The organism is Methanobrevibacter smithii ATCC 35061, from assembly GCF_000016525.1.
Classification (GTDB): domain Archaea; phylum Methanobacteriota; class Methanobacteria; order Methanobacteriales; family Methanobacteriaceae; genus Methanocatella; species Methanocatella smithii.
Window position 1 is genome coordinate 493,953 of record NC_009515.1, and the last position, 21,048, is coordinate 515,000.

General features: G+C 28.1%; 15 protein-coding genes and 2 pseudogenes (1 of these 17 cut by a window edge). 8 read left to right on the forward strand and 9 right to left on the reverse strand.

Annotated features, from left to right (window positions below):
• The first annotated feature begins 161 nt into the window (after positions 1-161).
• The 4 genes from MSM_RS02580 to MSM_RS02595 are packed head-to-tail and all read left to right on the forward strand — an operon-like array spanning position 162 to position 8,735.
• A complete protein-coding gene (locus tag MSM_RS02580; protein WP_011953947.1) occupies positions 162-2,675 on the forward strand; it encodes a U32 family peptidase in 2,514 nt (837 codons plus the stop codon).
• Positions 2,662-5,037, forward strand: a complete 2,376-nt coding sequence (locus tag MSM_RS02585; RefSeq protein ID WP_011953948.1) for a U32 family peptidase — start codon at positions 2,662-2,664, stop codon at positions 5,035-5,037. The genes MSM_RS02580 and MSM_RS02585 overlap by 14 nt, the downstream gene beginning before the upstream one ends.
• Positions 5,038-5,091: 54 nt before the next feature.
• Positions 5,092-7,044, forward strand: coding sequence for a MutS-related protein (locus MSM_RS02590; RefSeq protein WP_011953949.1), 1,953 nt, complete (start codon positions 5,092-5,094; stop codon positions 7,042-7,044).
• Between the two features lie 38 nt (positions 7,045-7,082).
• Positions 7,083-8,735 (forward strand): ABC1 kinase family protein, encoded by a 1,653-nt coding sequence (locus MSM_RS02595; protein ID WP_011953950.1) that lies wholly within the window; start codon positions 7,083-7,085, stop codon positions 8,733-8,735.
• A gap of 261 nt (positions 8,736-8,996) precedes the next feature.
• On the opposite strand, the gene MSM_RS02600 is transcribed toward MSM_RS02595, so the two are convergent.
• The 3 genes and pseudogenes from MSM_RS02600 to MSM_RS02620 form a co-directional block, all read right to left on the reverse strand.
• Positions 8,997-10,469, reverse strand: a complete 1,473-nt coding sequence (locus MSM_RS02600; RefSeq protein ID WP_011953951.1) for a hypothetical protein — start codon at positions 10,467-10,469, stop codon at positions 8,997-8,999.
• A gap of 194 nt (positions 10,470-10,663) precedes the next feature.
• Positions 10,664-11,857: pseudogene (locus tag MSM_RS09040) on the reverse strand (ISNCY-like element ISM1 family transposase); the annotation flags it as partial.
• 215 nt (positions 11,858-12,072) lie between these two features.
• Positions 12,073-12,759, reverse strand: a complete 687-nt coding sequence (locus tag MSM_RS02620) for a zinc ribbon domain-containing protein (RefSeq protein WP_011953954.1) — start codon at positions 12,757-12,759, stop codon at positions 12,073-12,075.
• Between the two features lie 174 nt (positions 12,760-12,933).
• Here MSM_RS02620 and MSM_RS02625 point away from each other — a divergent pair, with 174 nt between their 5' ends.
• Positions 12,934-13,824: an HIRAN domain-containing protein gene (locus MSM_RS02625; RefSeq protein ID WP_011953955.1), complete on the forward strand. Its 891-nt coding sequence runs from the start codon at positions 12,934-12,936 to the stop codon at positions 13,822-13,824.
• 41 nt (positions 13,825-13,865) lie between these two features.
• Here the strand turns inward: MSM_RS02625 and MSM_RS02630 are convergent, their stop codons facing one another.
• Positions 13,866-14,612 (reverse strand): DNA cytosine methyltransferase, encoded by a 747-nt coding sequence (locus MSM_RS02630; RefSeq protein WP_011953956.1) that lies wholly within the window; start codon positions 14,610-14,612, stop codon positions 13,866-13,868.
• Between the two features lie 123 nt (positions 14,613-14,735).
• Between MSM_RS02630 and MSM_RS09045 the strand changes: the two are divergent.
• A pseudogene (locus MSM_RS09045) lies at positions 14,736-15,951 on the forward strand (transposase).
• On the opposite strand, the gene MSM_RS09390 reads toward MSM_RS09045, so the two are convergent.
• The 4 genes from MSM_RS09390 to MSM_RS02660 all read right to left on the reverse strand — a co-directional run bounded on the left by MSM_RS09390 (position 15,946) and on the right by MSM_RS02660 (position 18,299).
• Positions 15,946-16,077 (reverse strand): hypothetical protein, encoded by a 132-nt coding sequence (locus MSM_RS09390; protein ID WP_019264462.1) that lies wholly within the window; start codon positions 16,075-16,077, stop codon positions 15,946-15,948. The pseudogene MSM_RS09045 and the gene MSM_RS09390 sit on opposite strands and share 6 nt — an antisense overlap.
• A 91-nt stretch (positions 16,078-16,168) precedes the next feature.
• A complete protein-coding gene (locus tag MSM_RS02650; protein WP_004036675.1) occupies positions 16,169-16,696 on the reverse strand; it encodes a hypothetical protein in 528 nt (175 codons plus the stop codon).
• 58 nt (positions 16,697-16,754) lie between these two features.
• On the reverse strand, positions 16,755-17,828 hold the full coding sequence (locus MSM_RS02655) for an SseB family protein (RefSeq protein ID WP_011953960.1): 1,074 nt from the start codon (positions 17,826-17,828) through the stop codon (positions 16,755-16,757).
• Positions 17,829-17,936: 108 nt separating this feature from the next.
• A complete protein-coding gene (locus tag MSM_RS02660) occupies positions 17,937-18,299 on the reverse strand; it encodes a hypothetical protein (RefSeq protein WP_011953961.1) in 363 nt (120 codons plus the stop codon).
• Positions 18,300-18,615: 316 nt separating this feature from the next.
• On the opposite strand from MSM_RS02660, the gene MSM_RS02670 reads away from it, so the two are divergent.
• Together MSM_RS02670 and MSM_RS09350 are read left to right on the forward strand one after the other, a co-directional pair.
• Complete coding sequence (locus tag MSM_RS02670; RefSeq protein ID WP_011953962.1) at positions 18,616-18,930, forward strand: radical SAM protein; 315 nt, start codon at positions 18,616-18,618, stop codon at positions 18,928-18,930.
• Between the two features lie 79 nt (positions 18,931-19,009).
• Positions 19,010-19,909, forward strand: coding sequence for a hypothetical protein (locus MSM_RS09350; protein ID WP_011953963.1), 900 nt, complete (start codon positions 19,010-19,012; stop codon positions 19,907-19,909).
• Positions 19,910-20,137: 228 nt separating this feature from the next.
• Here MSM_RS09350 and MSM_RS02685 read toward each other — a convergent pair whose 3' ends face one another.
• Positions 20,138-21,048, reverse strand: partial view of an ATP-binding protein gene (locus MSM_RS02685; protein WP_011953964.1) — the 3' portion only. The gene runs 544 nt beyond the window's last position; only the last 911 of its 1,455 coding nucleotides appear in the window; the start codon falls outside the window, past its right edge; the stop codon is at positions 20,138-20,140.

Genomic DNA, 21,048 nt, shown 5'->3' on the forward strand with positions numbered 1-21,048 from the left:
TTGAATTTAAAATACATCATATCCTTTTAAAATAATATATAAAATAAAAACTAAACAGTAAACTACAACCCCAACAATACATTATCAGCGATATTTTAAAATTTATTTATATTACAAAAAACATATTTTTAAATGATTAAATCTTAGGGTGTAATAATAAAATGGTTTTATCAGAATTATTAGCTCCAGCTGGATCTTATGATGTGCTTGTAATTGCAGTTAATGCAGGTGCTGATGCTGTTTATATAGCTGGACAACAATATGGAGCAAGAGCATTTGCTAAAAACTTCACAATGGAAGAGATAGAAAAAGCTGTCGAATATGCTCATTTAAATGGAGTTAAAGTCCATGTTACTGTAAATACATCAATAAACAATTTTGAAATAGCTGATGTAATGAACTACCTGTTTAAATTATATCAAATAGGAATAGATGCAGTTATTGTTCAGGATTTTGGAATATGCTGGCTTTTAAAAACTCTGATTCCTGATTTGGAAGTTCATGGATCAACACAGATGGCATTAAGCAATTACAGTTCCATAAAATGGGCTGCTAAAAACAATATTAAAAGAGTTGTTCTTCCACGTGAAATTAATGTAAACCAGATAGCTAAAACACATGAACAGCTAAAAAAAGACAATATCAATATGGAAATTGAAGTATTCGGACATGGAGCTTTATGCTATAGTGTCTCCGGAAACTGTTATATGTCTTCATACAACAGCGGACGCAGCGGAAACAGGGGCGCATGTGCACAGCCATGCAGACGAGAATACCGTTTAAAATACAGAGGATACAATATCGGGAACGGATATCTTTTATCAACCCATGATCTGGCCACATACAATAATCTGGACGCAATTTCAGATGCTGGAGTAACTTCATTAAAATTAGAAGGCCGTATGAAATCCGGAGACTATATAGGAACCATCGTAAACAGCTACCGCAATATATTGGACGGAAATACCGGAGATTATGCCAAAAATTTACATCTTGTATTCAACAGGAAATTTACAAACGGATACATAATGGGAGATAAACCCGGTGAAGTAATGGGCAGAGGCAGTTCAGGCCACGAAGGTTTATACATAGGAGACATTGTAAAAATAGATGGAACTGAAGTTACAATTGAAATCAAAAATAAAGACAATTACATCACACTAAAAAAAGGTGACGGAATAGCTTTTAAATACAACGGCAAAATCAAAGGAATTTATTTAGAAGACATTGTTAAACAGGACGAAAATGAAATTGTAATTAATACAACACGTTTGGTTAAGGAAGGCACAGAGGTATTTATCAGTTTTTCCAAGTCAATTCATGAAAATCTTAAAAAATTCCAAAAAGAAGTCATTAAAAACAATATCCCACTTTCATTAACCCTAAGCTGGAATGAAGACTTAACAGGATTTGTTAATGTTGAATATTATTTAGATGACGAATTAATCAATTTCAGACATAAAGTCATAGGCAAATTTGAAAAAGCTAAAAACAAACCTATTACAAAAGAAAAAATTGAAAAGCAGTTATCAAAAACCGGAGGAACACCATTCTACATAGATGAAATCAAATTCCACAATATGCCGGACAATTTATTTATTCCAATCAGTGAACTTAACCAGATTAGAAGGGAAGTTCTATCTCAAGCACAGGACCTGCTGTTAAATCACTACACTCCAACCAAAAAGTCCGTTAAAGCTACAAGGAAAAAATTGAATGAGTTTTATGAAGATTATGAATCTTTCAATAACATCAGCAAAAAGAAAAATCCTAAAATATCATTATTTATTGATAACTTAGACCAGTTAAAATCAATTTCCGGATTTGACCTTAAACGGATTTACTTTGATGGAAACTGTTTATACAATAACCCTGAAGATTATTATGAAAATATTCCAAAGCTTTTAGAAGAAGCCAGTCTTATGACTCCTGATGCAGAACTTGTTTGGGTATTGTCCTCATTCATCAATGAAAAAGAAGCATCCAAATGCAATGAAATAGTTAAAGAACTTGAATCAAAAGGAATTATTATTTCAGTTATGGGAGATTTCCCGGGAATGGGTGAGATTTTTGACTGTCCTGTTTATGGAAACCATAATCTGAATGTTTGGAACTCATTTACAGTTAAAAATCTTAAAGAAGCAGGATTCAATGGTTTAATTTTATCTTCAGAACTTTCAGGTAATGAAATTAAACATCTGATTTCTAAAAATAACACCGAAGACATTGATTTGGAACTAATTGTAAACGGAAATTTAGAGGTTATTGTAAGTAAGGATGATTTCAGTAACTTAAATGACGGTAAAGATTTCATAATACATAACAATGCAGATTATGCCATTTTAGAAGATAAAAAAAGGAAAAAATTCAAGTACAAAGTATTATTTGACTATAATAAACAAAGCCACATTATAAACAAAGACTGCCTATGTTTAATTGAAGAAATGAATGAAATTAAACACTTAGGTCTTGATTCCATAATCCTGGATTGCAGATATTCCAATGAAAAGTACACAACAAACATATTATCCATTTACAATGATTCCCTGAAAGACAGAGATGATGAAGAGCTTTCCAAATACAAATATCAGATAATGGATTTCTCACAGTCATATATCAACAAGGGAAATTATATTGAAGGCAGATTACACGAGGACAAACATGAGAATTCCTGAATTACTTGCACCTGTAGGTTCCATGGACCACCTTAAAGTAGCTATTAATGCAGGAGCCAGTTCAATATATTTATCTGGAAAAGAATATGGTGCCCGCAGGTTTGCTGAAAACTTTACTTTAAATGAAATAGCCGAAGCAGTTAACACTGCTCATCTGCACAATGTCAAGGTTTATGTAACTGTAAACACATTAATTAAAGAAGATGAACTTCAAGATGTAATGAATTATTTGTCCCATCTATATTCAATAGGTGTAGATGCAGTTTTAGTTCAGGATTTAGGTCTGGTTGAGCTGATAAACAAACACCTGCCAAAACTAAAAGTCCACGGTTCAACACAGATGACTGCAGAAAACCAACTTAAATTAGATTATCTTGAAAGCAAAGGAATTAAAAGAATAGTTCTTCCCCGTGAAATGAGAAAAGATGAAATTAAAAATTTGAAAACAAATATGGAACTTGAGATATTTGTTCATGGAGCTCTGTGCTATTCCTATTCAGGACAATGTCTAATGAGCAGTTTTAAAGGAGGTCGAAGCGGAAACAGAGGAAGTTGTGCACAGCCCTGCCGCCAAAAATACAGATTATCCTGTTTGAACAGTGAAGATTATTACCTCTCACCTAAAGATTTGTCATTATACGATCATTTAAAAGAAATTGCAGAGCTAAACATCAGCTGCATCAAAATAGAAGGGAGAATGAGAAGCAAGGAATATTTGGCTATTGCAGTGAGCAATTATAGGAAAGCCTTAAACAAATTGAAAAGCAATAAAATCAGCAAAAGTGAAGAAATAAGCCTTGCATTTAATAGAGGATTTAGCGAAGGGCAATTTAACTATGCATCTTCAAGAAGTATCCGTTCAGGACATGTCGGTTTAAAATTAGGTAAAGTCTGCAATAGTGAAAACAGCCAAATAGTCATTAAATTAGATGACGGTTTAAAAACAATTCCCCAAAAAGGTGACGGATTATTATTAATAAAAGCAAAAGATGACTACGGATTTGAAATTTCACAAAACCCTCTTTTAACAACATTCAACCATTATAAAAAAGGCAGAAATAAAGAAATTAAAGACATTAACAGAAAAGACAGAGTTTTAATCATTAAAAAAGTAAAGCAGAATAAAAAACACCATTTCAATTTAAACGATTCAACAGCATATCTTACAAAAAGAAACAGATTAACTTCAAAAGTTAAAGAGATTGAAAATAAGGGCAGCAGTTTTATCAAATCCAAATTAATACTTACATTTTCAATTAAAAACAAATATCCTCACTTGAAAGGCAGGTTAACTCTTGCAAATAAAAAAGAAATTGAAAGTGAAGTTAAAGGAGAAGTTCCCTTTGAAAAGCCTCTTAAAAGAAGTGTAGATACAAAAACAATAAAAAAACAGTTACTGAAAGTTGACAAATACCCATTTGACATTGTTGGAGTCAATATCAACTATGACGGAACATTATTTATCCCAATAAGTGAAATCAATAAAATCAGAAGGGAACTTTTCAAAAAATTAGAAAAAGAAGTGTATTCCTTATACTCCAATAAAAAGGTAAAAATAAATCTTGAAAATGAAGGCAATGCCCTAAAAACTGACCAATACAGTTTATCCTATTATACAAATAACCTAACTGATTTAGATAAAATAAATAATGTAAAAAGGGTTTATTTGGAGATACCTCCTGAAGACCCGTCAGTAATAAATCAAAGCAGGGAAGAATACAATATAAATTATATGGTCAGCTATCTGCAAAAGGCTATTGACATTTCCAGAAACAGAGACTATGAATTAATCTGGAAATGGCCGGACATTGCTCATGACAATTTAATAAAAGTTTTAGGAAAAGTAAGAGGCATATTAAACAAACTGCACTACCCTATTGAAATAATGTCTCCCGATTTTACAGGCCAATACGGACCATACTCCATGAACGTGACAAATACACAAACAATAAAGAGTCTTGAAAACTACAAAATAATTACATTGTCACCGGAACTGAAAAAAGAAGATTTAAAAAATATTTTAGACAATTGTAGTGACAATTCCAAATTGGAAATTATTGTTCAGGGATCTGTTGAGCTAATGAAAAGCAGAAACAGATTATTTACCAAAAAAGAATCTAAAAAGTTAAAGAACAACACAGACGACATCTTCCTGATTGATAAGAAAAACAAAAGATATCCTATTCATAAAAGCTTATCTAATGAAGAAATTATAATTTCAAATAGCGAAGATATTTCACTTTTAAATGACATTACCTACTTAAAATCAATAGGGCTTGTTAATTTTGCTATTGACGGTCGATGGAGAGATGAAAACTATTTAAATAAAATACAGGAATATAACACAGCTATTGACAAATAAAAAATAATACTTCCCAAATGCTCTAGGGAATTTTGGATATATATTTAAATAAAAATGTATAGAAAAAAGGGTTTGGTTAAAATGCAAGGAGAGAAAGTAACATTGCAAAACATAAAAGGTATTGGAGATAAAATCTCTGAAAAAATATTAAATAGTGTTGGAGGAGAAGAAAATCTTCAAAAAATAGTTGAAAATGTGGATGTTGAAAAAATAGCAAATATTGATGGAATCAGCCAAAGGAAAGCTATTGAAATAATGAACCAGCTATTAAATAATCCTACATATGAGTTTATTAAAAGCGACAGGGCAATGGAGATTTATGAAGACATCATAAACAAAATATTAGCATATTCAAACACTTCATATTCAAAAAATAGGATTTTGCTGCTTTCCCCTTCAAAAGATATTGAAAAAATAGAAAAACAAATCAGTTTTGTGATGGATGCAAAAAAACAGGTTTCACAGCTTCCAATAATCAAGTTAAGAGGATTGATGAAAAACTTAAAGGAAGTTGAAAATCCGAAAGCCGAATATGATGCAAGTAAAGTTATTTTAGTGGAAACAGAAGAAGATAATTCATATCTTACTGATTTAGGTCTGAATCAGTATTATCCAATAATTACAGCCACTGATTCCCCGTTACTGCAGGAGGAATTAATGAATTATGACCTTATCTTTTATGTATATTCACAGGGAATACTTGATTTTGAAGGAATGCCAAACCTTGTAATGATTAATATTGAAGAAAATGATTATGAAATAGTTCCTGAAAAAATAATAAACTTCTTTACACATAACCAGGATCTTTTTAACAGAGTTTATGAAATACAAAAAATCAGAGGCCGGGAAACAATTTTGGGAGAAATTATCCCAATTATTGATGAACTTAATGTTATTGATAAAAGAGAAGTAGACATTGAAGAATTAGTCAATTCTTTAAAAAAGGATATGGATGAAGAACTAGAAAATGCCATACAAAATGTTGATCTTGAAGGAGATGAAATTCTCAACCTATTAAACAAGAATCTCCCTCCAAAGATTAATAAAATATTTGATGAAATTATAAATGAAAGGAAGAAAATCATCAGAGAAAAAACAGGATTTGATTTTGATCCGTATCTCAGAAAATATCCTATTGAAATTGACGACAGCGAAATCCAAAGAATCCAACTGGAACAGTCATCCAAAAAAGAAAATGATATTTTTGATGTTAAAAAAAGTGCTGCCATTGAATTGAACTCCATAAAAGAACAGGCAATCAAAGAAGTTGAAGAAGTAATTAAATTTGACTATGAATTTAGCTTAGGCAGCTTTGCATATGAATATGATTTAAATGCACCTGAATTTGGCGATGAAATAAATTTAAAAGAGGCACTGCATCTGGAACTGGCCCTTAGAAAAGATGATAAAAACACACAGACAATTGATTACAAACTTACAAATGACGAAAACATAGCCCTGCTTACCGGGGCAAACAGCGGAGGTAAAACAACCCTTCTTGAAACACTAACCCAAATTTCCATAATGGCGCAAATGGGGCTTCCTGTAAGTGCCGGTGAAGCCAAAATCAAATTGTTTGATGAAATATATCATTTTTCAAAGAAAAGATCACTGGATGCCGGAGCTTTTGAATCTTTTTTAAATGTATTTATTCCAATTGTAACAACAGACAGCGAAAAATTAGTATTGCTTGACGAACTTGAAGGAATAACAGAACTGGAAGCTGCAGTTAAAATTATTTCAACATTTATAGATATGATTAAAGAATCCAATTCCTACGGAATAATTGTAACACATATGGCCAGGGAACTGATGAATTACACAGATATTCGTGTAGACGGTATTGAAGCAAAAGGATTAGATGAAAATTATAATCTGATAGTGGACAGAACTCCGAAAATGAATTTCCTTGCAAAAAGTACTCCTGAACTTATCTTAAAAAGGATTTATGAAAAATCAGACGATAATCTAAAACAGGTATATGCAAGAATCCTGGAGAAATTTTAAGATATTAATATATAGAAGTTTTAACTAATTACAAAAATATGAAAATAATTTCCAACACAAAAAATGATTCTATAAAAAGGGTAGAAGAAATATATAAAGTTCTTAAAAAAAATGATTTCGGTTACCTTATCGAAGAAAATACCTTCTTTAAGAATTTTCCTTTTTTAAAAGATACTAAAAGAGGCAAATATAAAGAATTACCTGATGAATCTATTCCAAAAAGAATAAAAGATGTGCTGGAAGAATTAGGACCAACATATATTAAATTAGGTCAGATGTTAAGTACCAGACCTGATTTAATTGGAGTGGAAATAGCAAAGGAACTGGAATCCTTAAGAGACAACACTCCCACCACACCATTTAATGAAATAAAAGAAGTTATTGAAAAAGAACTTGGAAAGCCAATAAATGAAATCTACAAAGAAATTGACGAAAAGCCTTTAGGTTCAGCTTCAATCGGGCAGGTCCATAAAGGAATACTTCTTGAAAACAACAAAGAAGTAGCCATTAAAGTTCAAAAACCTCATGTTCGTGAAACTATTGAATCAGATTTAAAGATTATGAAATTTTTATCTGATAAAATCGGAAAATACATAAACCAGACTAAAGTTTATAATATTCCATCTATTTTAACAGAATTTGAACGCTCAATATTCAAAGAAATTGATTACCATGAAGAACTAATCAATATGAAAAATTTGGCGCATAATTTCAGAGCCGTGCACTACATCCATATACCTGCTGCTTATTCGGAGTACTGCAGTGAAAAAATCATTACAATGGAATTAATAAAAGGAAAAGAAGTTTCTGAAGTAATGGTTCACGATTATCCGGAATATAATAAAAAATTAATTGCTAAAAGAGGAGTGAAATCTTATTTTAAACAAATAATGATTGACGGATTTTTCCATGCCGACCCCCATCCTGGAAATATGATGATAATGGAAAACAATGTCTTATGTTACATTGATGAAGGAATGATGGGTATTTTAGATGATGATTTCAGAGAAGAACTTGCAGAGTTAATATTATTGCTATTAAGCAGAAATGTAGACAATATTATCAACCAGCTAATTTACATGGACATATTAACACCTGCACAAAACACTCCTGAATTAAAAGCCGATGTAAATGACATAATGAACAAATATTACGGTGCAGACCTGAAAGACATGCACGGAGGAGTACAGCAACTTCTAAAGGTAATGATTAAACATAACATCCAATTACCAAGAGAATTTGTAATGATTGGGCGTGGAATGGCTTTAATTGAAGATACAGGAATGAAATTGGACCCTGAATTTAATGCCATGACTGAACTGAAAAAATTATCCAGAAAAATAATGTTTCAAAAATACAGCCCTAACAGATTAGCAAAAGTAAGCTCCAATTACATGCTGCAAATAGAACACTTAGCTAAAGATTTGCCAACAACACTTAACAATATGCTTTCAAAACTTGAAGAAGGTAATTTAAGCGTGAAACTTAAGCACGAATCAATCAGTGAAATCATGAACCAGCTGTCAATTTCACTTATTTTATCTGCACTAATTATCGGGTCATCACTGGCCATCATTTCAGATAAGGGACCTAAACTATTTGATGTTTCAATATTGGGACTGATAGGATTTGTATTCAGTGCAGCTTTAGGAATCTATTTAGTAATTCAATTTATGTTAAAAGAGAAATAACTGAAATTAAAAAAATATTTGTTAATTAACTCGTAACCAATAAAGAAATACATAAACTAAAAATGATTTTATCAAAACTAAAACCTTTGAAACTGTGACTGTGTGAAAAAAAAGGATAGTAAAAAAAGTTAAAAAGTCTTAAAAAAATTTAATTAATAATTTGAATATTTTGAATTACAGAGAATATCAATGGCATTATACCCAATATAATTACTTACTGTACTTCTTCAACTGTTTTTACTTTAATTCAATGAATAAAATTTAAGTGGAATCATTATTCAAATGTTCTTTAACCATTTTTACATAATTTTCATAATTTTCTTCAGATAATTTTTCATCAATTGATAGTATATTTCCAGAAGTTAAATCTATATACACTTCATAATTCAATATTTTAAGAATTATTCTATTCAATAATGTTCTATATGCATCAGTTAAATACATTAACTTAAATAAACCTTCATCATCTAATAAATGGCCATGTGCAGGTTTATTTCTATAGAATCTTGCATCTTTTTCAACATCCCCAGTTTCCAATTCTAATTCTTCTAGGAAAAAATCAACTTTTTGTTTACCACTTGCTTGAAATGCATTTTCAATTTTTATAAAAACTTTGGGATAATCTTTAAATGAATTTTTAAGATTATCAACATATTCTTCGATTAATTCATCAAATTTTTTCTTTTCTATTAATTCACCATTACTCTTTGATTTTGATGATTTAAACCAAATTTCAGATAATTTATCTAAACAAGCTCCAATCATGACAATTTCTGCTTCAACAGGCACAATCATTGATAATAATAATTGATGAATCACATATGATAAATCTATTTTATCTTCATTTAAATAATTGTTAATAATATAACAAATTCTCTTCTCCACTATAGGTAATGGAAAACCCTCATAAAAATCAATACAACTCCGATCACTTTTTTTACAAATTTGTTTTAAATCAATTTGAATAGGAATCAGTGGGGATTGACATGAATCATTAATTATATTCCAATCTTTGTCATAATGTGTTTCACCTATTTTAATTAAAAACCTTCCCAATAAAAATGAGATTATTTCAACAATTTTTTTCCTAATATCTTGCGGGGGAATGTTTAACTCTTTTTGATATTCAATTCCTAAATTTTTAGACCAATCCGGACCAAACTTTTGAGGAACTTCCTGTAATAAAATAGAATAGTCATTCAATTCTAAAAATAAGGAATCTAAAATAGAATCTGGCATTGATTCCTCTAAAATATTTAATTCAGAATTTTTAGAAATATCTCTTGTTTTAATAAACTCTTTTTTTATATTGAAACTAGTGCCTCTTTTAAAAATAAGACTATCCTGTGTGCTATTAAGATACCATTCTTTAATAAAATATTCTTCATTATCAGAATATTTATTAATGTTTCTTTCAACATTTTGAACTTTAAAAACAACATTATATTCATTTTGAGGATAAGTCATAGTATCTTTAATTATATGGCATGAAAAAAGATTATATGTATGAAATTTTGTTTTAATATGTATATCTACTGGTTGATTAAGCTTTTTTATTTCTTCAGAGTCATGTTGGTTTACTTTACCTATGATACCCAATAAGATTTCATATTTTTCGTTTCTTTTTAAATAGATTTTGGTGACTTCAAACAAATCCAAATTTGTTTCTTCAATAAAACTGATTTCTTTTTCTTCTTGAAGGAATTCCCATTCTATTTTTGACAAATATTTCATTTTTCCACCTTAACTCCTATTCTAAAACAAATAATAACTATCCTTGATTGAAAATTCAAATTAGATATGTTTAATTAAAAGTATTTTGTAAATAATATTATTAAATTTTTATTTATTTTTCTATATCTATTTCTCAAAATATTGTTATAATTAAATGGAGTCTGTAAAATTTTATAGGTGTATTTGATTTTTATGTGTTTTTCTGTCCAATTTTCCATTTGGTAGTCTAAAAATGTTAGAATTCCGTTTTTAGTTTTGTATATTTTCTTTATTTTTTCTGGGTTGGTTTGTCTGTAGTAATTTTCGATTTTGTTCGATGTTTTTTCAATATTTTCATCATCTAAGTGTTGTACGTATCTGTAAAAGTGATTAATGATATGTTTTCTTATAAAATCTTTTAATACTACTGGTATGGCCATGTAATTTTGTAAATATTGTTTGAATTGCCCTATTGCTTCTTTTGTTGAATTTTGTCTGAAACAGTTTTTTAATTCTTGCGCATTTTCATAGATATGTTCTCTTTGTTTTTTGTTAATCTTGTTTCTTCTGCAGTAGCCTTTTAATTTGTAATTTATTGTTTGAAATAAATGAAATATGCATAATTGATGATTTACACCCATTTCATCGACTACATTGCGATAAATTGGAAATAAATCTGTTGTTAAGCAAATAAATGGTTTATTTTTCGTTGAATCTAAGATAAATTTTTTAGTATTTTTTAGTATTCTGCGACGTACTATTCGTTCTGAGACTGGAACATTAAGTATAGCATCAAATAATGTTAATCTGTAATGTTTGACTCCATTAAGTCTTAAAAATTGCTCATCATATACATAATAGCCAGAATATTCAAATTCTTCGTTGTTGATTGTTTCCTTGTGATTTTTATTGGACCAATTCTTGATTGTTTGATGAGATACACGGATTCCAAGGAATATTTCAAAGTATTTACTTATTTTACGAAGTGATTGATATCCAATTTTTATTATTCCAGGTATTTTATCCATTATTTCTTGTAAAAATTGTTTATTTTTTCCAATTAATGGATTATTGTATATTCCGAATTTTTTTTTCCACATTTTTTGCATTGATATTGCTGTTCTTTGAATTCTGTAGTTTTTCCATTGATATTTTGTTTGTTTTTTGTTATTGTGCCTTTTTTGATAATTTTATGAGCTCCACAAACTTGACAAATTGGATTAACATATGAAAATATATTATTTTCGTCTAAAAATAGTTTTTGATTAGTATTTTCAATATTTGGGCTTTTATTAAGCCTTTCTGAAATGATTTTTTCATAATCAATTTTTTTCTTCAGAAAAATCAAAAAGTTTAAGTTGTATGAAGTTTAAATTACCATTGGGGGCAAATTTGTTTTGTTTGGTCATAAAACATTATTTGTCCTCACTTATTTAAGTAATTTACTATTTTTAAATCAATATTTTCTAAATTAAAGCAAAATTAGAACGAATTTTTCATCAAGGTGAAGTTTCAACTGTAAAAAAAAATTAATTTGAAAAAAGCCTATAAAATTTTACAGACTCAAAAAAAGAAGATTATACAGATTAACTGAAAAAGGAAATGAATTATTTAAAAATTTAGATTAATAATTAATTCCACTTTCTATAATCATTAATTTAACATACAGGTCTTCTCGGAGTTTTAAAATCCTATTGAATCTTTCATTTTCAATATAATTTATCTTTTCGTTTGGTTTAAACTGGTCACTTTCTAAAATGTCTTGACTAAGTTTGGATATGAACTCTTCTATATGAACAAGGTTTCCCCAACCATTTAATTCATATATGGAATATGCTTCATCATAAGTAAGTTTCTCGGGAAGAGTTTCATCAATTCTTTTAAAGTCACATTCCAGTTTCTCATCAGTGTAATTTTTAGATGATATGCATTTAATAATACGGCCTACTGCAAAATGAGGATTTGATAAATAAACACATTTGTCATATACCAATGCCTTTTCACCATTCCAGTCAACAGTAACGGAGTTGTCTTTTTCAATATCAAATGGTATGGTTTCTTTTTTTAATTTTTCCGAACATAATGGGCAGAAATTATATTCTTTGTCAAATTCTTCACCACAATTTTCACATATGCTTTTACCCAGATTATTTAAAGAATCTATAAGTCCATCTAAATTATATTGATACATATCATTTTTTAAAACTTTGCCACAGTTCGGACAGAAAAGAAAATCAGGTTTATCACAATATTCAAAATTTAAATCACAGTCTTCACAGTACCAGTTTTCATCCACGGCAGGAAAATCCATATTTTATCACCATACTCACTATCTTATTTATTCCCTTATTAAAGTTTCTTATAGGTATTTTATATTTTGTGTATATAACCTATTTAATAACAATGTATAATTATGATGATGAATATATTATAAACTGTTTGGGATAACCAAAGTTTGATGAAATATCTATGGATGTGATTAAATATGGGGATTTGTCCGAATTGTGGAAGTTGGGTTGATGAAGGAGACATATGTCATGGCTGTGGTGCCAGTGGTAGTTACATTACTTCAGAAGATGAAGATGAAACATATAATCCTCCTGTTGAAAGCAGGGCAGACAGATTAGGTAAACAAGCATGGGATTTATATCTTGATGAAAACTATGATGATGCAATTTACAAAATCAATCAGGCATTAGATTTTGATGATAGACATGCTGAAAACTGGAATAAGAAAGCTATTATTCTTGAAGGCTTGAAAATGTATGCAACATCAGAAAATTGCTACAATAAATCACTGGAATTATCCAAAAGAAATATGGTTTATGACAACAAGGCAAGAATGTTATTTAGATGGGCACATAAATTACTTGAAGAGTCAAAAGATATTCCCGACGGATCCAATAAACTTGAAGAAGCAAAACAAAAATGCATTAAAGCAATGAAAGCACTTCCCGGAGAAAATAGTGAAGAAGATATTAATCAATATCTACGATTATGGGACTCAATAAATTTCTATATTGGCTATGAAAGAAAATTCAAAAGAAACATTGAAACATTAAAAAAATATGATAAATCAGAACTATTTACAATAACTGGAATAAACTATTATAAAAATGATGTGCAATTTAATCCAGGTTTACCTTTGAAACTTGTCAAGGAACCTGATAATGAATTTGATAAGGATGCAATTGCAGTATATGTTGAAGATAAAAAAATAGGGTATGTTGCAAACAGTGATTATACTAAATATAAATTAACTTCATCTGCATCAGAACTGCAGAATAAAATTCCAGATACTGCTAAAGGAAGCTATTTATTTTATTTAGAAAGATATGTGAAAATACAGTTTCCTATTGGAAGAATAATTAAATGAACTGGAAATAAAATTAATATTTTGAATGAAAATTTAGTCCATTAGATTAAACGTGTTTGTCCTTTTTTTTGAGATTTTTTTCCAGTTATCAATACTTTTTTAATATTCTTTGCAATTTTTTGCATTATTATAGTTGGAACAGCTTCCCCAATACATTCTCTTATATTTGCTTCATTTTCCTTTAAAAATTGTTGTTTTTCTTCTAATGGTAAATTATTTAATTCTTCTTCACTTATTTCAGACCATTTAAAATTATTAGGAATATTCATTAATAATAATAATTCATGTATTGAAAATGCTCTATCATCAACTGGATGGACTGTATTTTGACTCGCTAGATTAGCCATATAAGTATGCACACAAGGACCAACTTTATCCCAACATTGTCTTGTATATTTATCACCATGTTTGTTATTATGAACAACAATTTCTCCATCAACAATTTTATGGGGTCTTTTATTAATGTCTTCATTATCAAATGCAGATTCACCTTCGGAAATATCATGAATCCATGCTCTCATATCTTCTCTATAGGGCTTAAAATGATGATATATGTCAGAAGGATCAATTTCTCCCATTTCATTCAGACTAGATAAATTACCAATGACTTCAATAAGAGTTTTGGGTTCTTCTTTATCTGGAAATAAATCTAAAGGATGTACTTTATCAATTAAATCTCTTCTAACACCAATTGTAACTGAACGGGTACGACTGCTGTTCGCTCCATAATCCTTGAAATTTATTATTTGATTTTCATGAGTCTGTAAAATTTTATAGGCTTTTTTCAAATTAATTTTTTTTACAATTGAAACTTCACCTCGATGAAAATTCGTTCTAATTTTGCTTTAATTTAAAAAATATTGATTTAAAAATAGTAAATTACTTAAATAAGTGAGAACAAATAATGTTTTATGACCAAACAAAACAAATTTGTCCTCAATAGTAATTTAACCTTCATACAACTTAAACTTTTTGATTTTTCTGAAGAAAAAATTGATCATGAAAAAATCATTTCAGAAAGGCTTAACAAAAGCCCAAATATTGAAAATACTAATCAAAAACTATTTTTAGACGAAAATAATATATTTTCACATGTTAATCCAATTTGTCCAGTTTGTGGAGCTCATAAAATTATCAAAAAAGGCACAATAACAAAAAACAAACAAAATATCAATGGAAAAACTACAGAATTCAAAGAACAGCAATATTAATGCAAAAAATGTGGAAAAAAATTCGGAATATACAATAATCCATTAATTGGAAAAAATAAACAATTTTTACAAGAAATAATGGATAAAATACCTGAAATAATGAAAATTAGATATCAATCACTTCGTAAAATAAGTAAATACTTTGAAATATTCCTTGGAATCCGTGTATCTCATCAAACAATCAAGAATTGGTCCAATAAAAATCACAAGGAAACAATCAACAACGAAGAATTTGAATATTCTGGCTATTATGTATATGATGAGCAATTTTTAAGACTTAATGGAGTCAGACATTACAGATTAACATTATTTGATACTATACTTAATGTTCCAATCTTAGAACGAATAGTATGTCGCAGAATACTAAAAAATACTAAAAAATTTATCTTAGATTCAACGAAAAATAAACCATTTATTTGCTTAACAACAGATTTATTTCCAATGTATAGCAATTTAGCCGATGAAATAGGAGTAAATCATCAATTATGCACATTACATTTATTTTAAACAATAAATCACAAATTAAAAGTCTACTGCAGAAGAAACAAGATTAACACAAAACAAAGAGAACATATCTATGAAAATACGTAAGAATTAAAAAACTGTTTCAGACAAAACTCAACAAAAGAAGCAATAGGACAATTTAAACAATACTTACAAAATTACATGGCCATACCAGAAGTATTAAAAGATTCCATAAGAAAACACATCATTAATCACTTCCACAGACACATACAACACTTAGATGATGAAAATATTGAAAAAAACATTGAACAAAGTCGAAAATTACTACAGACAAACCAACCCAGAAAAAATAAAAAAATTATACAAAACTAAAAACGGAATCCTGACATTTTTAGACTACCAAATGGAAAATTGGACAGAAAAAACACATAAAAATCAAATAAGCCTATAAAATTTTACAGACTCCATTTTCAGAGTATTTTTCCAATAATTCATCACAATATTTAATCAATTCCACATATTTTCTTGATTTAAATAATAATTTACATATTGTTAAAGAATCTTCAATTCTTTCCATTGAAATCACATTTTCAAAGTTTTATCTTAATTTTTTATTAATCTCAAGTTATAATCCATACTAAAATTTTATTATTTATGGCATCATCCATTTATTCATTTAATATTTCATCCCCATATTTTTTATATAATTTAAAATCTTTTTCATCGATAGAATTTACATTTAAAATATCTTTTCCTGTTAAATCAATGATCTCCTGAGCTAAATGCGTGAAAATATCTGGATAATCATTACCATTAAAAATCCGCAAATATTTATCTCTTTCAAAGACTAGATAAAGACTCCATTCATATCCATCAAAATACGATGACGAATGATAAGTTAATTTTTTCCAATATTTTCCACTATTTAATTGATAAATATGATATTTTTCAAGTAATTCAAATACTATTTCAATATCTTTATTCGTCATATTTTTATTTATACAGCCTTCCATTATCTTTTTTTCAAAATCAATGTTAATATTATGTCTTGAAAAACCAAAATTCATTGATAGTCCCTGATTATATTCAAGAAATTTTAATTTTAACTTTTTTGAAGTTTTTTTATCATATATTCCATCTTGTCTAAATTCATAATTTAACTTTGTAATTTCTTCTTTTCCCCATGTATTTATCATTCATATATTCCCTCCAGATATTTTTTTTATATGTGGAATATTTCTTGAAATATCCATATTAGCTTTTAAACATTTCTGGATTCAATATTATTGATTCGGATGCGGGATTTATTACAATATTTTCATTTGCAACATTTACCAGGTCTTTAAATTGATATGCTTGGGGATAAATATCTCTTTCATAATTATTAAAAATCTTTTTAAACTCATCAATGTCTGTGAATAAAGGCAAATGCGATTTATTATCGTCATCCCATATTAAAACAAAATTTGTACCATCAGCATCAACACAACCAGTAATCATTATTGAAGTTAATAATTTTTCACCAAATTCATTTAATTTGTCTTCTGATAAAGAATCTTGACGTAACAATTCTCTTATTTCATCATTTCTTATATCAATAACTTCATTTTCGTCATTAAATAAACTTAAAAAAGTTTCCATAGGCACATTAATATTATAATCTGTAAATGGATTAATTGCAATTAAAGAATATCTATCAGTTTGTTTTAACATATCTGCCAAATCACCCATATATAATACATATGTTGAACTTCTAAAATCTGCAGCTTCCATCATTTCATCACTAGTAAATAAAGGAACTGCTTTATTTCCTTTATCATCAGTTAAAAATTCAATATTAAACACAATTTGGACAGTAGGTCCAATCACATCACCTACTTTTGCACTTTCAATACCCTCAAACATATTTTTACTATAACTAACCGGCATATATAATCTGGACTCTTTTAACATGTTTAAAAATTCAATTTGCATTATTGGAGTTATTTCTTCTTTTGTTAATTCCTCTAATCGTGAATTATCAACCCCCATTTCATTTTTTAATTCAACCACATTTTGTTCATCTATTTCATCATCAACAAGATGATTTAAATAATTATTAAATTTAGAAACTTCATCTAAAATATTTTTAAAGTATCCTGAACTGCTTAACATATTATTTTGGCTGTAAAGTGCTATTAAATACATTAATAGTTGAATTATTTTAGGATTAACACCAACTTGAATATTATTTTGTCTAAAGTATATAATATCCTCTTTAACGGGTTTTTGTTCTTCACCAGATTTTAAGAATACGAAGAAATTAAACAGATGATTATATAATTCCATATTCTGATTTGTGTGATATAAATAATCTGCAAGCTTGAAATAACTTGAAGTTAATATGTCAACATCATAAGTATATTTGAAAATATCACAGCATAAATCTTTTAACTTTTATTCTTCATGTTTGGATTGATAGAATTCACATAGTCTAATTAATATTGGGGCAGATACTGGATTAATTTGATTAGCTATTTTTAAATACTTTTCTGCTTCATTTATTTGTCCCAAATTCATATATGCTATTGAATATATAGTATAAATATCTTCTAATGGTTTATCTAAGTCCAGTGTTTTAATTGATTCAAAATTTCCAAGATAATTATCAAATAACATTTCTTCAAGAGGATTTGCAAAATGATGATAATCTATAGTTTTATATGCTGGATTTTCATCTAAAAAATCACCAATACTATCTATTATTTTTTGAAATTCACCCGAATTTAATAAATCTATTATTTCATCTAAAAATTCCATTTGAATCACCTTTAATAAAATATTTATAATAACAAATTAATAACAATTACCATATATAGTTGCAGATAAAACTTTGTGATTAAAATGAAAGAAAAAGAAAAATGCGATTTATTAAATGGACTCAGACAAAAAATCGCAGATGAGAATAATATTGATTTTCATATTGAAAAATAGACTTTTGAAGGAGAATGCTTAGGAACTTGTCCTAAATGTGAAGCAGAACTAGAGTATCTTGAAAATGAACTAATTAAAAAACACGAATCTGGTGAAAAAATTAATATTAAAAATATCTTCACATTAAAAGAAAATGATAATTATGCATAATGTTAATATTTCAAAAATCTCAAGATTAAGAATAAACTCTGAATGTGATGGAGTTTCAACGTTAATTGGTTGTATGGGATGCCCTTTAAGATGCGCTTATTGTTTTAATCCATTCACATGGGATGGTTCAGTTGAACCTAAAAAATATTCTATTGATGAATTATATGAAGAAGTAAAACTTGATAATCTTTATTTTCTTGCAACTGAAGGGGACTTAGTTTTCGGTGGTGGTGAACCATTGTTATATTCTACTTTTATCAAGGAGTTTATTAAAATATACGAAAACTGGTTGGAAATTCACACTTGAAACATCACTCAATGTTAAAAAAGAATCTATAGAAAATATAATTCATTGTATTGATTATTTTATAGTGGATACAAAGGATATGGATAAAACAAGGTATGAATTATACACTAAAGGGAGTTATGATTTATTTTTATCTAATTTAAAATATTTGCTTGAAACTGTTGGAGCAGATAAAATTAGAGTAAGGGTACCCAAAATCCCTAAATTAAACACATATGCAGATGTCAGATTAAATTATGAACTCCTTAAAAACATGGGATTCACTGAAATCGAAATTTTTGACTATATTGAAATCGACAAACATAAAAGAATATCTGATGTCACTTTAAAAAATAAAAATGACTTTGTTGATGTTGCAAATAATAATTTTATCAAAGATTACATCATATCTGAAATTATTATCAAAATTGCTCCATTACTTGATTATCATATAAAAAATTTTCCAGAAGAATTGTGGAAAGACATAGAATTCATATTTGAATATGATTCAACTTATGAAAATAATCTGTACAGTTTAAAAGAATTAATAGTTTCCAAATTAAGAGAATGTTATGATTATTTAGGTTTGAAATATAGCTTTTATGTTATTTTAAAACCAGTAGATTATTTAAAAACTACTTCAAATATTGATTTTGATAAAAAAATAAATTATTTCCTTGATTTGAATGAAAAAAATAAAAAAGAATTAATGTTAGAATCATGGAAAGAAAATAAGTATGAATATCTTGAATTTAAAGATTTTTGCTATAAAACAAACCAATTAAGTGAATATTATACTAATTACACATATAAACCTCATGCAAAGTATATTTTATCAAAGTCTTACAAAGTGGATCAATCTGAATTAAGAATTTACATTAATCTTTCAGGCAATAAGTATAATATTGTGGAATATGATGATGCTACACATGTTTTAGTTCAAAAATTTGATGATGTGATGGAGTTGACTTTTCAAGAAATTCATGTTTTAAAAAAATAATATTTTGTTTAGATACAATAATCTCTTTTAACAATAACACAATAAAGATTTGTAGAAAACTTACATTGGATGAATAAAGTCCATCAAAGTCAGTTAACTACCAATTATATTAAAAATACAATCTATTAAATGAGAATGATTGTAAAAACTATAGTAAATAATTAATTGATTCTTTGATCAAAAAGTCCATCAAAAAGTCCATCAAAAATTGATGAAGTCCATCATATTTTAATAATCTGGTGATGAGAATTGAACTTTCCTATTCACTATACTCTTTTTAACCAGATTGAGTTTAGCCAATTTTCTAAAATCTCTCTCAGCAGTTGGTTTTGATGTATTGAACATCTTAATATGATCATCATATGTCATGGAAACATTATTGTTTATAATTTCAGTTAAGATAACAATTTGACGTTGATTTAATCCCAAATCTTTTAAATTAATAACATTTTCATTATTTTCATAATGAGATATCTTTCCACCATTTCCTTTAAACATTACTTTAAATGAATCATTTCCTTCACTAAATTCTGGTTCTTCCAAACCAGATTTCTTCATCTCACCAATCATTTGAGAAATTCCTCTACCAATATGTTCCATATAATTAGTCTTATATAATATGTCACATATTCTCTCATTTCTATGACCAATTCCTTCATCATTTTTTATGTCTTCAATAGTTAATGGATATTTTAACTTTCCGGGATTTATTATTTCAATGCGGTCATCGAATATGTAGAATTCTATAAAACTTGATGACCTTTCATAGTTTCTGTGTGCAAGGGCATTGATGAAACCTTCACGAATTGCTTTTATTGGATATTCGTCAATATTAATACGATTCATTCCATCAATGATAAATCCAGAATTTGTATTTTTTTTAAAAAATCTTTCAAATTCTTTGATTCCCATTAGAAGCGAACCTTTAAAATTTAACCGATCAATTGCATCGAATTTAGTGATTCCTTTAAATCTCACCATCTTGATTTCATGAGATAAAAATTTGTTGACATCCTCGGCGAAGAATAATGCTCCAGCAATGTTTAAATGAAAAACACCATTAACTATTTCACCTGCACCTATCCTTTCCAACAGATATGCTTTATTATCTATATCTTTTAGTTTAGTGAATGAATCAT

What these genes read in the sequence shown, in the direction of transcription:
- MSM_RS09390 (WP_019264462.1), bottom strand. Translation starts at nt 16,077, where the DNA reads ATGGAAAGAATTGAAGATTCTTTAACAATATGTAAATTATTATTTAAA.
- MSM_RS09350 (WP_011953963.1), top strand. Translation starts at nt 19,010, where the DNA reads ATGGATAAAACAAGGTATGAATTATACACTAAAGGGAGTTATGATTTA.
- MSM_RS02600 (WP_011953951.1), bottom strand. Translation starts at nt 10,469, where the DNA reads ATGAAATATTTGTCAAAAATAGAATGGGAATTCCTTCAAGAAGAAAAA.
- MSM_RS02625 (WP_011953955.1), top strand. Translation starts at nt 12,934, where the DNA reads ATGGGGATTTGTCCGAATTGTGGAAGTTGGGTTGATGAAGGAGACATA.
- MSM_RS02595 (WP_011953950.1), top strand. Translation starts at nt 7,083, where the DNA reads ATGAAAATAATTTCCAACACAAAAAATGATTCTATAAAAAGGGTAGAA.
- MSM_RS02620 (WP_011953954.1), bottom strand. Translation starts at nt 12,759, where the DNA reads ATGGATTTTCCTGCCGTGGATGAAAACTGGTACTGTGAAGACTGTGAT.
- MSM_RS02590 (WP_011953949.1), top strand. Translation starts at nt 5,092, where the DNA reads ATGTATAGAAAAAAGGGTTTGGTTAAAATGCAAGGAGAGAAAGTAACA.
- MSM_RS02655 (WP_011953960.1), bottom strand. Translation starts at nt 17,828, where the DNA reads ATGGAATTATATAATCATCTGTTTAATTTCTTCGTATTCTTAAAATCT.
- MSM_RS02670 (WP_011953962.1), top strand. Translation starts at nt 18,616, where the DNA reads ATGCATAATGTTAATATTTCAAAAATCTCAAGATTAAGAATAAACTCT.
- MSM_RS02580 (WP_011953947.1), top strand. Translation starts at nt 162, where the DNA reads ATGGTTTTATCAGAATTATTAGCTCCAGCTGGATCTTATGATGTGCTT.
- MSM_RS02650 (WP_004036675.1), bottom strand. Translation starts at nt 16,696, where the DNA reads ATGATAAATACATGGGGAAAAGAAGAAATTACAAAGTTAAATTATGAA.
- MSM_RS02660 (WP_011953961.1), bottom strand. Translation starts at nt 18,299, where the DNA reads ATGGAATTTTTAGATGAAATAATAGATTTATTAAATTCGGGTGAATTT.
- MSM_RS02585 (WP_011953948.1), top strand. Translation starts at nt 2,662, where the DNA reads ATGAGAATTCCTGAATTACTTGCACCTGTAGGTTCCATGGACCACCTT.